Origin of the sequence: Thiocapsa bogorovii (assembly GCF_021228795.1) — a bacterium.
Lineage (GTDB): Bacteria > Pseudomonadota > Gammaproteobacteria > Chromatiales > Chromatiaceae > Thiocapsa > Thiocapsa bogorovii.
The window spans coordinates 3285819-3303638 of the sequence record NZ_CP089309.1; the positions used below are offsets into that span (position 1 = coordinate 3285819).

At 62.5% G+C, this 17820-nt stretch carries 15 protein-coding genes; 6 read left to right on the forward strand and 9 right to left on the reverse strand.

Features of this window, described 5'->3' with window-relative positions:
• Positions 1 to 66: 66 nt before the first annotated feature.
• Both hslU and hslV read right to left on the reverse strand, forming a co-directional pair.
• Positions 67 to 1398 (reverse strand): ATP-dependent protease ATPase subunit HslU, encoded by a 1332-nt coding sequence (gene hslU, locus LT988_RS14790; protein WP_232406325.1) that lies wholly within the window; start codon positions 1396 to 1398, stop codon positions 67 to 69.
• Positions 1399 to 1588: 190 nt separating this feature from the next.
• A complete protein-coding gene (gene hslV / locus LT988_RS14795; protein WP_232406326.1) occupies positions 1589 to 2134 on the reverse strand; it encodes an ATP-dependent protease subunit HslV in 546 nt (181 codons plus the stop codon).
• Positions 2135 to 2557: 423 nt separating this feature from the next.
• On the opposite strand from hslV, the gene LT988_RS14800 reads away from it, so the two are divergent.
• The 6 genes from LT988_RS14800 (at position 2558) to LT988_RS14835 (ending at position 10127) form a co-directional block, all read left to right on the forward strand.
• The gene (locus LT988_RS14800; protein ID WP_232406327.1) at positions 2558 to 5278 is read left to right on the forward strand and encodes a glycosyltransferase; all 2721 of its coding nucleotides are present in this window, start codon (positions 2558 to 2560) and stop codon (positions 5276 to 5278) included.
• Positions 5279 to 5352: 74 nt separating this feature from the next.
• A complete protein-coding gene (locus tag LT988_RS14805) occupies positions 5353 to 6456 on the forward strand; it encodes a class I SAM-dependent methyltransferase (protein ID WP_232406328.1) in 1104 nt (367 codons plus the stop codon).
• Positions 6457 to 6506: 50 nt separating this feature from the next.
• Positions 6507 to 7616, forward strand: a complete 1110-nt coding sequence (locus LT988_RS14810; protein ID WP_232406329.1) for a DegT/DnrJ/EryC1/StrS family aminotransferase — start codon at positions 6507 to 6509, stop codon at positions 7614 to 7616.
• Between the two features lie 4 nt (positions 7617 to 7620).
• Positions 7621 to 8589 (forward strand): glycosyltransferase family 2 protein, encoded by a 969-nt coding sequence (locus tag LT988_RS14815; RefSeq protein WP_232406330.1) that lies wholly within the window; start codon positions 7621 to 7623, stop codon positions 8587 to 8589.
• Positions 8582 to 9556, forward strand: a complete 975-nt coding sequence (locus LT988_RS25270) for a WxcM-like domain-containing protein (protein ID WP_269752048.1) — start codon at positions 8582 to 8584, stop codon at positions 9554 to 9556. The genes LT988_RS14815 and LT988_RS25270 overlap by 8 nt, the downstream gene beginning before the upstream one ends.
• 130 nt (positions 9557 to 9686) lie before the next feature.
• On the forward strand, positions 9687 to 10127 hold the full coding sequence (locus LT988_RS14835; protein ID WP_232406331.1) for a GtrA family protein: 441 nt from the start codon (positions 9687 to 9689) through the stop codon (positions 10125 to 10127).
• A gap of 171 nt (positions 10128 to 10298) precedes the next feature.
• Here LT988_RS14835 and LT988_RS14840 read toward each other — a convergent pair whose 3' ends face one another.
• The 7 genes from LT988_RS14840 to gcvT all read right to left on the reverse strand — a co-directional run bounded on the left by LT988_RS14840 (position 10299) and on the right by gcvT (position 17782).
• Positions 10299 to 11780: a hypothetical protein gene (locus tag LT988_RS14840; protein WP_232406332.1), complete on the reverse strand. Its 1482-nt coding sequence runs from the start codon at positions 11778 to 11780 to the stop codon at positions 10299 to 10301.
• A gap of 108 nt (positions 11781 to 11888) precedes the next feature.
• Positions 11889 to 12260 (reverse strand): diacylglycerol kinase, encoded by a 372-nt coding sequence (locus tag LT988_RS14845; RefSeq protein ID WP_232406333.1) that lies wholly within the window; start codon positions 12258 to 12260, stop codon positions 11889 to 11891.
• Entirely contained in the window at positions 12257 to 13726 is a 1470-nt protein-coding gene (gcvPB, locus tag LT988_RS14850) for an aminomethyl-transferring glycine dehydrogenase subunit GcvPB (protein WP_232406334.1), read from the reverse strand. The genes LT988_RS14845 and gcvPB overlap by 4 nt, the downstream gene beginning before the upstream one ends.
• A gap of 166 nt (positions 13727 to 13892) precedes the next feature.
• A complete protein-coding gene (gene tpx / locus LT988_RS14855; RefSeq protein ID WP_232406335.1) occupies positions 13893 to 14390 on the reverse strand; it encodes a thiol peroxidase in 498 nt (165 codons plus the stop codon).
• Between the two features lie 144 nt (positions 14391 to 14534).
• Positions 14535 to 15935: an aminomethyl-transferring glycine dehydrogenase subunit GcvPA gene (gcvPA, locus tag LT988_RS14860; RefSeq protein WP_232406336.1), complete on the reverse strand. Its 1401-nt coding sequence runs from the start codon at positions 15933 to 15935 to the stop codon at positions 14535 to 14537.
• A gap of 97 nt (positions 15936 to 16032) precedes the next feature.
• Positions 16033 to 16425 (reverse strand): glycine cleavage system protein GcvH, encoded by a 393-nt coding sequence (gene gcvH / locus LT988_RS14865; protein WP_232406337.1) that lies wholly within the window; start codon positions 16423 to 16425, stop codon positions 16033 to 16035.
• 265 nt (positions 16426 to 16690) lie between these two features.
• Positions 16691 to 17782 (reverse strand): glycine cleavage system aminomethyltransferase GcvT, encoded by a 1092-nt coding sequence (gene gcvT / locus LT988_RS14870; protein ID WP_232406338.1) that lies wholly within the window; start codon positions 17780 to 17782, stop codon positions 16691 to 16693.
• Positions 17783 to 17820 lie beyond the last annotated feature (38 nt).

Genomic DNA, 17820 nt, shown 5'->3' on the forward strand with positions numbered 1-17820 from the left:
CGGCGGCGTTAGGCCGAGATGCGTTCGACGGCAGGCGACACCGGCACATGGGGAAGTGGACGCGGTTTAGAGGATGTAGCGCGACAGGTCCTCGTCCGCCGCGAGCCCCGACAGATTCTGATCGACATAGGCGGCGTTGATGGTCACGGTCACGCGGTCCAAGTCCGAGGCGTTGTAGGAGACGTCCTCGAGCAGTCGTTCCAGGACGGTGTGCAGCCGACGGGCCCCGATGTTCTCGGTCCGCTCGTTGACCTGCCAGGCGATCTCGGCGAGTCGACGGATGCCGTCCTCGGTGAACTCCAGGGCGACGCCCTCGGTGGCAAGCAGGGCGCGGTACTGATCGGTCAGGGAGGCGTCCGGCTCGGTCAGAATCCGCACGAAATCCTCTGTGGTCAGGGCCTTGAGCTCGACGCGAATCGGCAGGCGTCCCTGCAGCTCCGGGATCAGATCCGACGGCTTGGAGAGATGGAAGGCCCCGGAGGCGATAAAGAGGATGTGGTCCGTGCGCACCGAGCCGTGCTTGGTCGACACGGTGCTGCCCTCAACCAGCGGCAAGAGGTCGCGCTGCACCCCCTCGCGCGAGACATCGGCGCCCGCCATGCCTTCACCGCGCTTGGTCACCTTGTCGAGCTCGTCGAGGAACACGATGCCGTTCTGCTCGACGTTCTCGATGGCGCGCAGCTTCAGCTCTTCGTCGTTGACCCGTTTGGCGGCCTCTTCGTCCTTGAGCAGCTGTCGGGCGTCGCGGATGCGCAGCTTGCGTCGCTTCATACGCCCTTGGCCGAGGTTCTGGAAGAGCCCCTGAAGCTGGCTCGTCATCTCCTCCATCCCGGGCGGGGCCATGATCTCGACCCCCATCGGCGAGGCGGAGACCTGGATCTCGATTTCGCGCTCGTCGAGCTCGCCGGCGCGCAGGCGATCGCGGAACTTCTCGCGGGTCGCCGAGCTGGTCACGGAGCGGCTTTCCTCCTCGAAGCTCGAAGGTGGCGGGAGGAGTGCATCGAGGATCCGCTCCTCCGCGGCGGCCTCGGCCTGCCCCGCGAGCTTCGCCATTTCTTGTTCGCGCGCGAGCTTGATCCCGATGTCCGCCAAGTCGCGAATGATGGACTCGACATCGCGCCCAACGTAGCCGACCTCCGTGAATTTGGTCGCCTCGACCTTCAAAAACGGTGCGTTGGCCAGGCGGGCCAGACGCCGCGCGATCTCGGTCTTGCCTACACCGGTCGGCCCGATCATCAGGATGTTCTTGGGTGTGATCTCCGAGCGCATCGGCTCCGGGATCTGTGCCCGACGCCACCGGTTACGCAAGGCGATGGCGACGGCGCGCTTTGCCTCGTCCTGACCGACGATGTGCTTGTCGAGCTCCGAGACGATGCGTTGTGGGGTGATTTCCGACATCTGGACCTGTCCGTCGAGGGGGTCGCCCGAGTCGAGCGACCGATTTGGATAGAGGATCGACCTCACGAGGTTTCGTCGAGGGCCGCCGCGGGCTCGCGCATAGGATTCGCGGCGCGAACCGACGGCGACACTTGCGGGTACCGGAAACGGTCGCGGCCAACAGGCCCGGCCGTGGCGCGACAGACAGCCTTCACCGGTCTGTATCGAGCTCTTCGATCACCAGATTGTGATTGGTATAGATGCAAATGTCCGCGGCGATGTTCAAGCCCTTCTCGACGATCTCGCGGGCGCCGAGCTCAGTGTTTTCGAGCAGCGCGCGGGCCGCGGCCTGAGCAAAGGATCCGCCGGACCCGATGGCCATCAGGTCGTTCTCCGGCTCCACTACGTCGCCCGTTCCCGAGATGATGAGAGAGGTCTGCGCGTCGGCGATGCAGAGCAACGCCTCGAGCCGGCGCAGCATACGATCGGTCCGCCAGTCCTTCGCCAACTCGACGGCGGATCGGGTCAGGTGACCCTGGTGCTTCTCGAGCTTGCCCTCGAAGCGCTCGAAGAGCGTGAAGGCGTCCGCCGTGGCCCCGGCGAACCCGGCGATGACCTGCCCTTTGAAGAGGCGCCGGACCTTTCGCGCGTTGCCCTTCATGACCGTCTGTCCGAGCGAGACCTGCCCGTCGCCGCCGATCACGACTTTGCCGCCGCGCCGAACCGAGAGAATCGTCGTACCTCGAAAACCTTCCATCACCCCGATCCCGTTTGTTCAGGTCGCGGCTAGTCTACGACATCGGGGGGTTCGCTGACGAATATGCAGAGGGTCATCCGGCAGGTCCTGTCCCGCCGGGATGGCGCCGCTAAACCGTCTCCAGCGCGAGACCCGCCGCATCGGTTTGGGTCGCTGGCTGCACAAGAAGCCGACGTGAGCGCAAGACACGGTTCAAACTTGTCTATATCCTTGACTTCCTGCATCATGCCGCAGCGTCTCGCCGAACTCTCCACGAACAGTCGGAGACGTTCTCCCTGCCTCGACGCGCATTGCCGGAAGCGGCCTCCTGCCCGTTGCGTTCCTCATACGGTTGATTAATGCCCAGCAATCAGGCGATTGAATAGGCTAAAACATGCGTTGTGTTTGTAAGCGTGCGTTCCCGTCCTTCAGGTTCGTTGCCTCATGAAGCTGCTGATCGTCACCCATGGTTCGATCTTCCGGCCCGATCACATCCTGTCGGGCAATTCCATTCGGGCCTACTATCTCGGGCGGGGACTTGTTGAACACGGCATCCATGTCACATTCGCTTATCCACGGCCGCAGTCTGCGGATCCGAAGGAAGTTGGCGAGTCAGACACGTCCGAGCCCGATTCCCGGCTTTTCGGAAACAGCACCGAACTGCATGCGTTGATTCGCGAGGTGAAGCCCGAGGCTATCCTCGTCGGCTACTGGGAGCTGTTGGACTTCTTCCCATATGACTTCGAGATCCCGCTGATCGTGGATCTGATCGCGCCCCGGATTCTGGAGATTCTGTTTCAAGACGGGGAGGATGTTAATCACTATGCCGGTCGCATGCTGGCGCAATACCGTAAGGCGAGCCGTTTCATTTGCGGAACCCGGCGTCAACGCCAGTTCCTGATTCCGTGGCTGATCCTGGCCGGGTTCGACTGTCGATTCGATCCCCCGATCGATATCATCCCGATCTCGACCGAGCCCGTTTCGTCCCTGCCGCGGCAGCGTTCCTCGGATACCTGGACCCTCGTGACCGGCGGGGTCTCATGGCCTTGGCGTATGGCCGAGCTCTATCATCAATCGATACGCGAAACACTCGCGGAGGGCTCCGGTATGCGGGGCCGTTTACTCGTTCTCTCCGGAGGCTATGTCCACAAAGCGGCGTCGGAGGATGCGGCGGATTCGAACGGCGAGACTGCGCCTGATTCGGATTCAGCGGTCGAATCTCCGGGGTTGTTGCCCTACCGTGACATGGTGTCTCTTTTCCGGGATGAATGCGACATCGGGATCGAGTTGTCCGATTACAACATCGAACGGGACTTCAGCGCATCATTCCGGTCCGTGGAGTTCCTGCGCTGCGCTCTGCCGGTGATCTGTAATCGAAGTCTCGCCCTGGCGTCCGATCTCCTGGACTATGACGCGGGTTGGGTCATCGATGGTCCGGAGGATCTGCCCGCGTTGCTCGAGTCGATCGCGAGGGCGCCTGCGGATTATTCACGCAAATCGGCCAACGCCATCCGTCTCGTCGATGAGCGCTATCATTACTTGAAGACGATTCGGCCGCTCGTGGAGTACCTGAAACACCTAAAGCCTCCCGAGAAGCAGGCGGACTGGCTGTTCATCGACGCCGAGCCGCAGCTCGACCGTCTGAATCAACAAATTCTCGATCTCGACCGGGAGGTTCGTCTCCGCGATACCTGGATCGAAGAGCTGCGCCATCACGTTGAGAAATTGCAGAATCGATTGGACGAGATTCTCAAGAGTACGAGTTGGCGACTGACCGAACCGCTGCGCAATGGCTTGATTAATACGCGCGGCTGGATCGGGTCGTTACGCTATCGTGCATGGCAGGCGATCCGATTGGCCTGGGAAGCGCCCGAGCCGTCGGAGGCCTTTCACGCCTCGCGCGGCCGGTATGCGCAGCTCGAAGGCGAGATGGTAAATACGGACGGTGCACGTCGGGCGGGATATGTCGCCATCGTTTCCCGGGAAGACATCTTTCCGACCAATCACGGCGCGGCGGTCAAGATCGAGCGAACCGCTTGGGGGCTCTCTCATTTTGTCGACGGGGTCCTCCTGATCAGCAGCGACTGGGGTCGTTACTATCTCTTCAAGTCGGGGATCGCCGAGGAGCATCTCTTTCCTCGGCCGATTCGGTTGACCGGTCTCATGAATCGGTTCAGCCGCAAAAAGATTTTGCGCTCGGGCATGCCGTTGAACGAGGCCTATCTCTATCAGGCGCGCCATGATTGGAGCTTTTCCGCACGCCTCCTGTACCTGGCGTTCAAATACCGAATCATCCTCTACCAGGCCGAGTTCCCGGCCTACGTCAGACCCTGTTTGCAGGTCAATCGCATGAAGCCGGCCACGACTTTGCTCGTGGAGCACAACGTCGAATGCGACCGTATCCGAACGCAATACCCGCAGACAACGCCGCAGGCGTACGATTGGTTGCGAAAATTGGAGATCGATGCCTGCAATCGAGTGGATCATGTCGTTGCCGTGTCCGAGCCGGATCGCGATCTGCTCATTGCGCACGGGGTCGATTCCCGGAAGGTGCAGGTCGTACCGCATGGCGTGGATCTGCGACTCTTCGATCGGGACTATTCCTTTGGCTTGCGGGATCTGTATGACATTCCGGCGAGTAGCCCGATCATCGTGTATCACGGCATATACAGCTATCGCCCCAATCTCGAGTCGGTCGAATTGCTCGCCTCCGAGATTCTGCCGCGTCTGAGCGCGCGGGGGATCGATGCCCGGGTGTTCGCGATCGGGCCCGAGCCGCCCGCCGAGAGTCCGCATCCGGATGTGGTCTTCACCGGATCGGTCGAGAATCTGGCGCCCTATTTGAAGAGCGCGGATATTGCCGTGGTCCCTCTGCAGAAGGGCGGTGGAACGCGCATGAAGATTTTGGAATATTTTGCCGCCTCGGTCCCGGTCGTGGCGACCAGGAAGGGCATCGAGGGGATACCCGCGCAGCAGGGCGTCCATGCGCTGATCGAGGACGACTTCGACGGGATGGCGGATGCGATTGTCTGGCTTCTTGAGCATCCGAAGGACGGGCAAGACATGGCTGCGCGCTCGAAGGCTTATGTCGATACGCTGGACTGGACCTCGATCGCGAAGCGCTATCTGGATCTGCTGAAACCGGATGCCGGCGCAGTAACATAAGCCGTGATAGACGTGGGTTCGACGATGCATGCTGTTGCTCTCGGCGATACCCCGCGCGTGGAGGCTGTTGGACGATGACGACTCGAAAGCATACCGCTCCAGGCTGGGTTTCGACAGTCTCCGAGCTCGCCGCGCGTCTTCGCCGCGTGCTTGTGTGGACGTTGACGTTCGAGTTGTTCAACCAGCTTGATAAAAGACGCCTGTTGCGGTCGTTCATCGTGCCCAGAGTGCGCCCGGACTATCGCGTCCAGATCGAGATCCCGGAGTATGTCAGGGAGTCCGCGGAGCCCTATCAGATCGATGAATTTCGCGCCTTGATCGAGCGCGTCGATATTCGCGGCAAGCGGATTCTGGAGATCGGCAGCGATTATCACATGTGCTCGGCGCGTCTTTTTCAGGCGAACGGTGCGCTGGATGTGGTCGGCACCAATATCGGCGATTGGCGCAGCCTCGAGGCCCTGCCGGTCGGCGTCGAGCTGAAGGTCGGCGATGTCGCCGACGTGGAGTATCCGGCCGATAGTTTCGATATCATCTACGGGATCGCAGTCCTGGAGCATATCGTGGATTTCGATCGGGTCTGTGCCGCGCTCAAGACCCTGCTGCGTCCCGGTGGCGTCATCTATCTCCAGGGCGAGCCGATCTGGTCCGGGCCGCAGGGGCATCATCTTTGGTATCAACCGGAATCAGCCGGCGCATCCGCTGCGTCTTCGATGCATGATCCGGTCGGCGGACCTGTCCTCTACCGATTCGACGAGGCGGCAAGGAATCCGATTCCGGATTGGGCGCACCTGGTGCTCGGTTCTCACGAGATGGAGGATCTCCTGATTCGCAAAGGCGTGCCGGCGTCGCACGCCGCCGGGATCACCCGATTCGTTTACAATCTCGGCGGCGACAAGACGGGCTCCTGCTCGAACTTTCAAAGTGCCAGCGCGATCATCGCTGCGTTGAGCGTATCATTCGATATCGAAGCGGAACGGATCGCTATTAATATCGACGAGGAGCGGATTCATTCCGTTACCGGCAAGAATCAATACTATCGCCGGGCGCTTCGGCAATATTCGAAAGAAGATCTTTGGACACGGGGACTTGTCGTCTGGATGCGGCACAAGTCAGACGGCAATGACGCGGTTTGCGTAGAGCGTAACGCGACGGCGTCCGGAAACGCCGTGTCCGCGTGATCGGCGTCTTGCCACAATCAACCGACAGATCCTCCCATGAGGCAGCGACCTTGATTCAGATCAACGAACCCGCGCGCGAATACGCCGCGCTTGCACCAAGCATCGAGGCGGCGGTCCTCGCGTCGCTGCGCACGGGGCGCTGGCTCTTCGGCGAGGCAACCGAGGGTTTCGCGCGGGACTTCGCCGAGTATCTCGGCGTGAACCATGTCCTTCCCGTGGCTAACGGAACGGACGCGCTCGAGCTGGCCCTGCGCGCCGTGGGCGTCGGCGCGGGCGACGAGGTCATCACCGCCGCGAATGCCGGCGGGTACACCTCGATCGCGTGTCGGCTCATCGGGGCGATCCCGGTTTATGCCGATGTCGTTTCGCCGACGATGACCCTCGACTCGCAGGATGCCGTCGCGCTCCTCTCGAGCCGGGTGAAGGCCGTGGTGGTCACTCACCTCTACGGCAATCTCGGCGAGGTCGAGGGGCTGCGCGTCCTGCTCGAGGCGGCCGGCCGCGCGGACATCGCAATCATCGAGGACTGCGCCCAGGCGCATGGCGCGCGCGCGGGCGACCGACGCGCGGGCAGCCTCGGAGATCTTTCGACCTTCAGTTTCTACCCGTCCAAGAATCTCGGCGCGCTCGGTGACGGCGGTGCGGTGGTGACCAACCGGGATGATCTGGCGCATCAGGTCCGTCTTCTGCGTCAATACGGTTGGGAGCCGCGGTATCGCAATGTCGCCGCCTATGGCCGCAATAGCCGCATCGACGAAGTTCAGGCCGCGGTTCTGCGCATCAAGCTCGAGCATCTCGACGCCATGAACGGCGCGCGCCGTAAAATTCTGCAGGCCTATCGGAATGCGCTACCCGAAGGTTTTCGGCTGTGTGTGGCCGAGGGCGAGGCCACGGTCGGTCATCTCGCGGTGCTGCTATGCCCGAGTCGAGACAGCGCTCGATCACATCTGAACGAAATGGGCGTTCAGACGGATATCCATTATCCGACCCTGGATCCCGATCAGCCGGCCTGGTGCGATCTGCCGATGCGTTGCGGCCCCTTGTCGAATGCGCGTCTCGCCGTCGAGCGTATCCTGACCCTGCCGTGCTTCCCCCACATGACCGAGGACGAGATCGCGAAGGTCTGCGAGGCGCTCCGGTCACTCCCGCCGGCGGGTTAGACTTATGTCGCAGCCTATAGACCAATCCATCGTCATTCCGGTGTATCGCAACGAGGAGAATGTCCCGGATCTCCTGAAGGCGCTCGAGTCTCTCATCGCGTCGATCCAAGGCACGACCGAGGTGGTCTTCGTCGTCGATGGATCGCCGGATCGCTCCGGAGAACTGCTTCGTGACGCGCTCGCGGGCTGTTCCTTTCCATCCCGTCTGGTCTCCCACAGCCGAAACTTCGGATCCTTCGCAGCGATTCGTACCGGGCTCGTGCATGCGCGAGGAGAGCGCTTCGCCGCGATGGCCGCCGATCTCCAGGAGCCGCCCGAACTGCTGCTCTCCTTCTTCGAGATCCTCGCGCGGGACGAGGCCGACGTGGTTTTCGGCCATCGTGCCGAACGTCATGATCATGCGGCCAGCAAGCTCTTGTCGAATCTCTTCTGGGGCTTTTACCGGCGCTTTGTCCTGCCGGACGTGCCGCGCGGTGGAGTTGATGTCTTTGCCTGCAATCGCAAGGTCCGCGATGCACTCCTGAACATCGAGGAAAGCAACAGCTCCCTGGTCGCCCAATTGTTTTGGGTGGGCTTTCGGCGCAAGTTTGCCGCCTATACGCGGCTTGCACGCGAGAAAGGCAAGAGCGCCTGGTCGTTCAAGCGCCGCTTCAATTACATGCTCGACAGCATCTTTTCCTATTCGGACCTCCCAGTCATGGTCTTGTTGTGGACCGGGATCCTCGGGATCCTATTCTCCTTGCTGCTGTCGCTCGTGATCCTGGTTGCGAAGATGCTGGGTTGGATCGAGGTGGCCGGCTATACCCCCGTCATGCTCACCATCTTAATCATGGGCAGTTTTTCGCTGTTTTCACAAGGTTTGATGGGATGCTACCTGTGGCGCACCCTGGAAAACACCAAGCACCGGCCACTCAGCCTGGTGTCGGACGAGCGGGATTTTCAAGGTCGGATCGAGGGGAAGCCCAATGACTGAGCAGGAGTTTTTCGTTCACCCATCCGGGATCTGCGAAAGCGAAACGATCGGGTCGGGGACGCGCGTGTGGGCCTTCTCGCATGTGCTTCCCAGGGCGTCGATCGGGGCGGATTGCAACATCTGCGATCATGTCTTCATCGAGAACGACGTCACCATCGGCGACCGTGTCACGATCAAGAGCGGTGTCCAACTGTGGGACGGCATTCGCGTCGGTGACGATGTCTTCATCGGGCCGAATGCAACCTTTACCAACGATCGGTTTCCCCGCTCCAAGCGCTATCCGGACAGCTTTGCGGTCACGACGCTCGAGGATGGCGCCTCGATCGGGGCGAATGCGACGATCCTGCCGGGGTTGACGATCGGAAAACGTGCCATGGTGGGTGCGGGAGCGGTCGTGACTCGGTCTGTTCCGCCCAACGCGGTCGTTGCCGGCAACCCGGCGCAGATCATCGGCTATCAATCGGCGTCCGAGACGAAGCAGTCGCGGCTCGGCACCCTGTCGGTTCTCGAGGCCAGCCGCCTCGGGGTTGACGGTCTGCCCGCGCTCGTGGTGAACGGGTGCAACTTGGTGCAATTGCCTGTCTTCAATGACCTACGCGGCGATCTGATGGTGGCCCAATTCGATCAGCATCTGCCGTTTTCGCCGAAGCGCGTTTTCTTTGTCTACCATGTCCCGAACGATCACGTGCGCGGTGAGCACGCTCACCGCGAATGTGCGCAGTTTCTGGTGGCCCTCAACGGGGCCCTCTCGGTGGTCGTGGATGACGGCGCGGAGCGACAGGAGATCCGATTGGATCACCCGGGGGTCGGTCTGCTGATCCCGCCGCTAGTCTGGGGAATCCAATACCGCTTTTCTGCCGATGCGGTCTTGGCGGTCTTCGCGTCCCACCCCTACGAGTCGAACGAATATATTCGTGACTACGACGCGTTTCTGCGCCTGGTGACCGCGTCTGAACCGCAGGCATGATGAAACACCTTTTGGGATTGTTCATCATCCCGGTCGTGGGGTGGCCGACCGAGAGCAGAGTCCACCGAACTCTGCGCCGGCGCTGGTGGACTGCGCTGCGCTTGTCCACCCTACAGCGCTTGTCGACCTTATGGCAGCGATTGGCGACGTGGCCGGGTTGATCAGCAAGTCCCATCTTTTGGGCGGACAGGGTCTGCTCGGCGACGGTTTGCGGTTTGCCCTCGTCGGTGCAGCCAATACGCTGTTCACCCTTCTCGTTTTCCAGCTTCTTCTGTTTTGGCTTTCGCCTCTTGTCTCCTATTATCTCTCCTGGGCGATCGGGTTGACGGTTCTGCTTGTGGCCTTTCCTCGGTATGTCTTCAAAGGCAGCACCGCGACCGCCTGGCGAGCCGTATCCACTGTCGCCATCTATCTCGCAAGTCTGCTGATTGGCGGTATTCTGTTGAGTGAGCTGACGGCGATCGGGATGAATCCGCGTTTCGGCATCCTGATCACGATCGGCTTTACGACCATCTTCAATTTTGCGGCATCTCGGCTCGTGTATCGGTTGATTCGGCCGGATCCGGCTTAAACCGCGCCCGGTGCGGTATGCGTCGTGTGTTGGATTGGTTTAGCCGCGCCAGCTCCGACAACTGTCGGAGCTGGCGCGGTTTAAGGTTTTGAAAAATTTTAAATTACAAACTGCCTCTCCAAAAAGCTCGGCTCAATCCTTGAGCCCGACACAACGTGAAAACGACGCATATCACTCTGGACGCGGTTTAGGCGGGGCCGCCGATTTAGGACTCCGGGCTTGCTGCTCCGCCAATGCGCTCAAGTAGGCGGAGAAATCGAGTCTATGGCTGTTCAAAAGCTCGTCGCTCAGTGTTTTGGGGTCGAACGGCTCCCAGGCATCCTCGCCCCAATCAGGATTTTCGATGATGGTCTGTACCTTGCCTTGCTTGGACAGGATCACGCTCATGGTCGGATAGGTCCATCCCCAGCTCATGTTGACAAACTGGCGCTGAGCTTCGGGGGTCAGCTCGGCGAGGGCTTGCTCGTGAGAGAGAAGACCGCGGTGGTTGTCCAGAAGGCTGCGGAAGCTCGCGATGTAATGCCGCCACTCGTGCGTTGCGGCGACGTTCCAACCGACCTGTCCGAGCGCCAGCGCAAGCACCACGCCTGCAACAAAACCGGACTCGATGTATGCCTTGGTTTGGGCTGCACGCAGCGAGGCGACTGCCATCAACAGCACCAACGGCGGGATCAGGATCGGCCCGTAGCTTCTCGCGTCGAACTGCAGCTTTGCGGATAGGGCCCGTTCGGCGATCAGGGGAGAGATTGCGGCGAGTACTGCGGCCAGCGCGATGACGATCCACAGAATGCGCTGGAGCTTTAAGAGTCCGCGCCGTGTCGCATAGACCCCGACGAGGAGTCCGAATCCGGCGATCAGGCCGAGAATCGCGGGTGGGTTGTAATAGCCATAGCTCCTAATGAATGCCAGCGACGTAATCGTGGAGAAATAGGACAGAGACCGGCTTTCGTAGTACTCGGATTTCGGCACCAAGATAAACGACAGCACCACGGCCGTGACCGCGATCAAGAGTGCGGTCAGACCCGCGAAATAGAGGCGGTCGTTGGTGCTCTGCGAGCGCAGCAACCGGTAGAGAGCCGCCAACGCGAGGAGCGGTGCCATCAGGACGAACGTCTCGTGGATCACGAAGATCGGTAGGACGAGCGTGAAGACGAGGATGTTGGCAAAGAGCCCGGTTCGGAAAAACAGGATTGTAAAAAAGAGTAGCCAAAAATAGCTGCCGGCAAGCTGCGCCTCTCCGATTGCGGAGAAGGCGCCCGCCATGACACCGGCGAGATAGTAGAACATCGGAAAGATGAAAAGATGCTTATACGCCTTCGGGAGTACGAGGTAGGAGAGTGCGATGAAGACGATCGGCGTCATGAGCATCGTCAACCCGTGAATCCGGGCCAACACGACAAGGTCGTCGATGCCAAGCTTCATGGCAAGGATCGTCGCCCACTGATGCAGGAAATACGACGCGTTGCGAGGTGTCTCCCAAAAGAGAAACTTCTCGCCGGTCGCAAGACTCTGGAGGTGAAACGCCCCGTCGGCGTGAAGTCCGCGCAGTTCATAGGCGCCGTAAGCGGCCGCAATGGCGCAGAGCAGGAGCGAAAAGAGCAAAACGAAAGACGTATAGGATCGGTTGGCCGACGAATTCTCGACTACAAACATGGTGACGGGTCCTTGTATTCCATCAAGACAACAGCCTGCAGACTGGCGAATGAGCGACATTGACGGTCGGGTGCGAGGTTTGCATCACGCCTGACGCATCCTGCCGTCTCAGAATGCCTTCGGGATCAGAATCAACCCCCAGACCACGACGGCAAACACGATACTCGAAAAGACCGCGGCGGAGGCAATGTCCTTTGCGCGGGCCGACAGCTCGTTGCGCTCCATGCCGACACGATCGACGTTCGCCTCGATCGCCGAGTTCAACAGCTCGACGATGGGGACCACGAGTAGACTGCCGATGAGCATGGCACGCTCGACCGCGGAGTCGCCGAGCCATAGGCCGAGCGGGATGAGCGGAATCAGCAGGAAGACCTCCTGGCGGAAGGCCTCTTCCAGCTCGAAACAGGCCTTGAACCCTTTCATGGAGTAGCCGAAGGCGTAAACGACCCGCCGCCAGCCTTTGGATTTTCCTTTGGTCATGTCGATCCTTGCTGCTGTCCCTGAGGTTGCCAGGCGAGATCGAGCTGACGCGCGGCGCGCACGTCGTCGAGTCGGCGCACCGGCATGGTGTGTGGGGCCGTCTTCACCAGCTCGGGATTGGTTTGCGCCTCCTCGCGGATCGCGATCATGGCCGCGACGAAGCCGTCGAGATCCTCCTTGCTCTCGCTCTCGGTCGGCTCGATCAGCAGACACTCGGGCACCAGCAGCGGGAAGTAGGTGGTCGGCGCGTGATAGCCGTAGTCGAGCAGGCGCTTTGCGAAATCCATCGCGTTGACGTCCAGCTCTTTGGCCTCGCGCCTGAGCGTGATGATGAATTCGTGGCTGGCGCGCCGCTGCGGGTAGGCGGCATCGAAGCCGGCGGCCTTGAGCCGTGCCATCAGATAGTTGGCGTTCAGGGTGGCGAACTCGGAGACGCGGCGCATCCCCTCGCGTCCGAGCAGCCGGGCATAAATGTAGGCGCGCAGCAAGATGCCCATGTTGCCGCCGAAGGCGGTGAGACGCCCGATGCTCTCGGGGCGCTCTGGCTCGCCGAGCCAGCGGTACGCCTCTGCGTCGTAGGCGACCAAGGGGACCGGCAGGTAGGGCTCCAGGCGCGCCGAGACACCGACCGGTCCGGCACCCGGACCGCCCCCGCCGTGTGGCGTGGAGAAGGTCTTGTGCAGGTTCATGTGGATGACGTCGAAGCCCATGTCGCCCGGGCGCACCTTGCCGAGGATGGCGTTGAGATTGGCCCCGTCGTAATACAGCAGCCCGCCGGCGGCATGAACGCGCGCGGCGATCGCCTGGATGTTCCGGTCGAACACGCCGACCGTGCTCGGGTTGGTCAGCATGATCCCGGCGGTCTGGGGCCCGACGGCGTGCTCGAGCGCGGCAAGGTCGACGTCCCCGTCGGGGCCGGTCGGGATCTCGCGAACCTTGAAGCCGCACATGACCGCGGAGGCCGGGTTGGTGCCGTGTGCCGCGTCGGGGACCAGGATTTCGGTGCGGGCGAGATCGCCGCGAGCCAGATGATAGGCGCGGATCATGGCCACGCCGGCCAGCTCGCCTTGTGCACCCGCAGCGGGGGCCAAGGAGACCGCGTGCATCCCCGTGACCTCTTTGAGCATCTCCTGCAGCTCGTAGAGACAGGCCATAAATCCTTGGCTGTGTGACTCGGGTGCCAGCGGATGGCGCGCCAGAAAACCGGGCAGCATCGCCAGGCTGTTACAGGCCCGCGGGTTGTACTTCATGGTACAGGAGCCCAGCGGGTAGAAATGGGTGTCGATCGAGAAGTTCTTTTGCGACAGCCGTGTGTAATGGCGTACCGCCTGAAGCTCGGAGACCTCCGGCAAGACCGGTCGGCTCCGACGACGCAGCGTCGCCGGGATGTCGATGACCTCGGGCATGGCGAGCGGTGCCTGCGCGGTGGCACGGCGTCCGGGTCTGGAGCGGTCATGTATCAGCATGGCAGTCGGCTTCGATGAGTGAATCGGTTCGGAACCGCAAGGGCGCAGCGGCGCAATGGGAGACAAGGTCGGGGGGTTGGGTTCGGCTCGGCGATGCCGTCATCGTGCCGGGCTAGGCCTGCCTCCGAGAATCCGTTGCGCCTTTGCGGTTCGGAATGAACGCGCCTCAGAGTACAGCCAAGGCGGCGTCGTAGTCGGGCTCTTGGGTGATGTCGGGCACGAGCTGGGTGTAGATCACCTTGTTGTCCGCATCCAGGACCACGACGGCGCGGGCGGTGATGCCGGCGAGCGGACCGTCCTCGATGAGCACGCCGTAGTCCTTGGCGAAGCTGCGCGAGCGCATCATGGAGAGTGCGACGACGTTCTCGATGCCTTCCGCCCCGCAGAAGCGCCCCATCGCGAAGGGCAGATCGGCCGAGATCACCAGGGCGACGGCGTCGGATTTGCCGGCCATGGAGGTGTTGAAGTGCTTGGTGGAGGTCGCACAGACCGGCGTGTCCAGGCTGGGCACGATGTTGAGGAGCTTCTTCTTGCCGGCGAAATCGGCCAACGTCTTGTCGCCGAGGTCCTTGTCGACCAGCTTGAAGTCGGGTGCGGTGCTGCCGACGGCGGGCAGATCACCGGAGAGGTTGACTGGATTGCCTTGCAGTGCTGTTTGAGCCATGAGCCTATCCCCATCGTTGGTGGTTGGATGTTGCGTCCGCGTCTGTCGATCGAGCTGTCGCTGCCCGACCTCCCGAGGCCTGCGCGGTGGGCCTGTTCGCCCTTTTCGCCCTCGGTCCAGCGGAGAGTGCTAACGCAAGCGCCGCTAGGGGGCGGGTGCCACCGGCCGGGGTGCCTGCGTTCCGGTGGCGATGATACGCCCGAGCTCGCTCGCGTAGGATTGCATCTCATCCTCCGTTCTCATCTCGGTTGCGCAAACCAGGACCGCGGGATCGAGCTCCGGATAGTCCGCGCCGAGATCGAATCCGCCCAGGATGTCGTGTGCAGCCAGCGAGCGAAGGACGTCCGCGGCGGGTACGGGCAGCCGCAGCACCTGCTCGTGAAAGACCGCACGGTCGAACAGAGGCTCCACGCCCGGCACCTCGCACAGCAGTTGCGTCAGGCGTCGGGTATTGGCGTGACAGGCGGCGGCGACACGCTCCAGCCCCTCGGCGCCCAGGAGGGTCATGTGGATGGTCGCGGCGGTGACCAGCAAGCCTTGATTGGTGCAGATGTTCGAGGTCGCCTTGTTGCGCCGGATGTGTTGCTCGCGGGCTTGCAGGGTCAGGGTGAAGCCCGGCTTACCGTCGAGATCGAGGGTGCGGCCGACGATGCGTCCGGGCAGTTGGCGGACGAATTCCTGACGACAGCAGAGGAACCCGGCATAGGGTCCTCCGGAGGCGAGCGGCATGCCCAAGGGCTGCGCCTCGCCGCAGGCGATATCGGCGCCGGTGCTGCCCCAGTCGCCGGGCGGGGAGAGCAGGGCGAGCGCGACCGGGTTGACAACCCCGATGACCAGGGCGTTTCGGGCATGCGCCCAGTCGGTGAGCGCGTCGACGTCTTCGAGCACACCGAAAAAATTGGGCTGATTGACCACGAGCGCGGCGTAGGGGCCTTGCTCCGCAAGCGCGTCCAGGGCGGCGATCGCGGTGTGTCCGCCGCGGGGGTCGAACGGCACCTCGACCAGCTCGATCCCCTGGGGCGAGACGATGCTGCGCAGGGTGCGCCGATAGGCCGGATGCAGGGATCGCGGCACGAGGACCTTCTCTGACTTGACCTTGCGGTTCGCGCGCACGGCCATCAGGACCGCTTCGGCCAGGCCCGATGCGCCGTCGTAGAGCGATGCATTGGAGACGTCCAGTCCGGTCAACGCAACCATCATGGACTGGAACTCGTAGAGCAGCTGCAGGGTGCCCTGGCTGGCCTCCGCCTGATAGGGCGTGTAGGCGCTGTAGAACTCCCCGCGGGTCGCGATCTGCCAGACGGCGGCCGGGATGTGATGATCGTAGGCGCCGGCGCCGATGAAGCAGAGCGGCTGGCCGTCGGCGCGTGCGCGGGACTGCATCAGCCGCGCGACGTCCATCTCGGACAAGCCGGTGGGGATGGCCGCCAGCTCCCCCATCTGAAGCTCGGCCGGGATCTCGTCGAACAGATCATCGATGGAGGCGACGCCGACGGTGTCGAGCATCGCGGCGATGTCGTCGTGGGTGTGGGGTACGAAGGGCATAGCTTAGGGTCCCGGCTGAACCGCGTCTGGTGCGGCATGCGTTGTCGAGTATCGGATCGGCCGCCTACTCATTCACAAGCCTTGCAGCGGACGCGGTTTAGGTCTCGTCCTCGACGACCTGCTGATAGGCGGCCGCATCCAGGAGCCCCGAGAGCGCTGTCATGTCGTTCGGGGCGAGGCGGAAGATCCAGCCTTCGTCGTAGGGGCTGTTGTTGATCGACTCCGGGCTGTCGTTCAGAAGGTCGTTGGATTCGATGACCTCGCCGGCGAGTGGCGCATAGATATCGGAGGCGGCCTTGACCGACTCGACCACGGCGCAGGCCTCCTCGGCGTCGACGTCGCGCCCTTGATCCGGGATTTCGACGAAGACGATGTCGCCGAGCGCCTCTTGGGCGTGATCGGTGATGCCGACGGTGACGGTGCCGTCACCGTTGTCTCTGATCCACTCGTGGCTCTTGGTGTATCGCAGGTCAGCAGGGACGTCGCTCATGGTTCTCTCCGATCAATCGACGGGTTGTCTTTGCGCTCTTCGCGCCTTTGCGATTTAAACCGCGCCCGGTGCAGGATGCGCACTTTGTTGGACTGGTTTCGCCGCGCCGGCTCCGACGACTGTCGGAGCCAGCATGGTTTAAAGTCTCAAAAAATATTGAATTCTAAAGCGCATTTCAAAAAAGGTCGGATAAAGTCCCCGAGCCCGACACAACATGCAAACGACGCATTCCGCTCTGGACGTGGTTTCGACCTGACGACATGGGTCAGAGGTCGACAAGGATCCGGCCGTTGCGCACGAACGGCGGTTTGACGATGCGCGCGCTCACCGGCTTGCCGCGGATGTCGACCGCGCAGTCTGCGGGTGTGCCGGGCGCGACCCGCGCGAACGCGATCGAGCGCTCCAGGGTCGGCGAGAAGCCGCCCGAGGTGACCTCGCCGACTGGGCGGCCCTGCGCGAGGACGTTCTGGTGCGAGCGCAAGACGCCGCGCCCGGTCAAGAGGAGGCCGACGAAGTCGCGTCGGTCCGGATGATCGCGTCGAGCGGCCAGTGCCTCGCGACCGATGAAGTCGCGCTCCTCCGGCTGCCAGGCAATGGTCCACCCCAACCCGGCATCGAGCGGGCCGACCGTCTCGTCCATGTCCTGGCCGTAGAGGTTCATGCCGGCCTCCAGGCGCAGCGTGTCCCGAGCCCCGAGACCGCAGGGGCGCACATCCGCCGCGACGAGCGCGCGCCAGAGCGTTGCCGCATCCTCACTCGGAAGCATGATCTCGAAGCCGTCCTCTCCTGTGTAGCCCGTACGCCCGACAAACCAGTGCGTGTCTTCGGCGGCGAAGAAGGGCCCGACCTGCATCGCCGACGCGCGCAGACCTTCGGGCAACAACGGCTCGGCGCGGGCACGCGCATCCGGACCCTGGACGGCGATCATGGCGAGGTCGTCGCGGCTTCGGATCTCGACCTGACGGCCCTCGGCCTGTGACTGCATCCAGGCGATGTCCTTCTCGGCGGTGCCCGCGTTGACCACGGCGCGATACCGCTCGGGTCCGCGAAAGTAGAGGATGAGGTCGTCGATGACGCCGCCTTGCGGGTTGAGCATGCAGGCGTAGAGCGCCTTGCCCGGCGCGGTGAGTTTGGCGGCATCGTTGGCGAGCAGATGTCTCAGGAAGGGCAGGGCATCCGGACCCTCGATGTCGACCGGGCGCATGTGGGAGACGTCGAACATCCCGGCGGCGCGGCGCACCGCATGATGCTCTTCGATCTGAGATCCGTAGTGCAGCGGCATGTCCCAGCCGCCGAAGGGGACGATCCGGGCGCCGAGACGCTCATGCTCCGAATATAAGGGGGTGCGCAATCCCATCCGACTCTCCGTTCGCTCAGAGGGCTTACCCTGCGGGC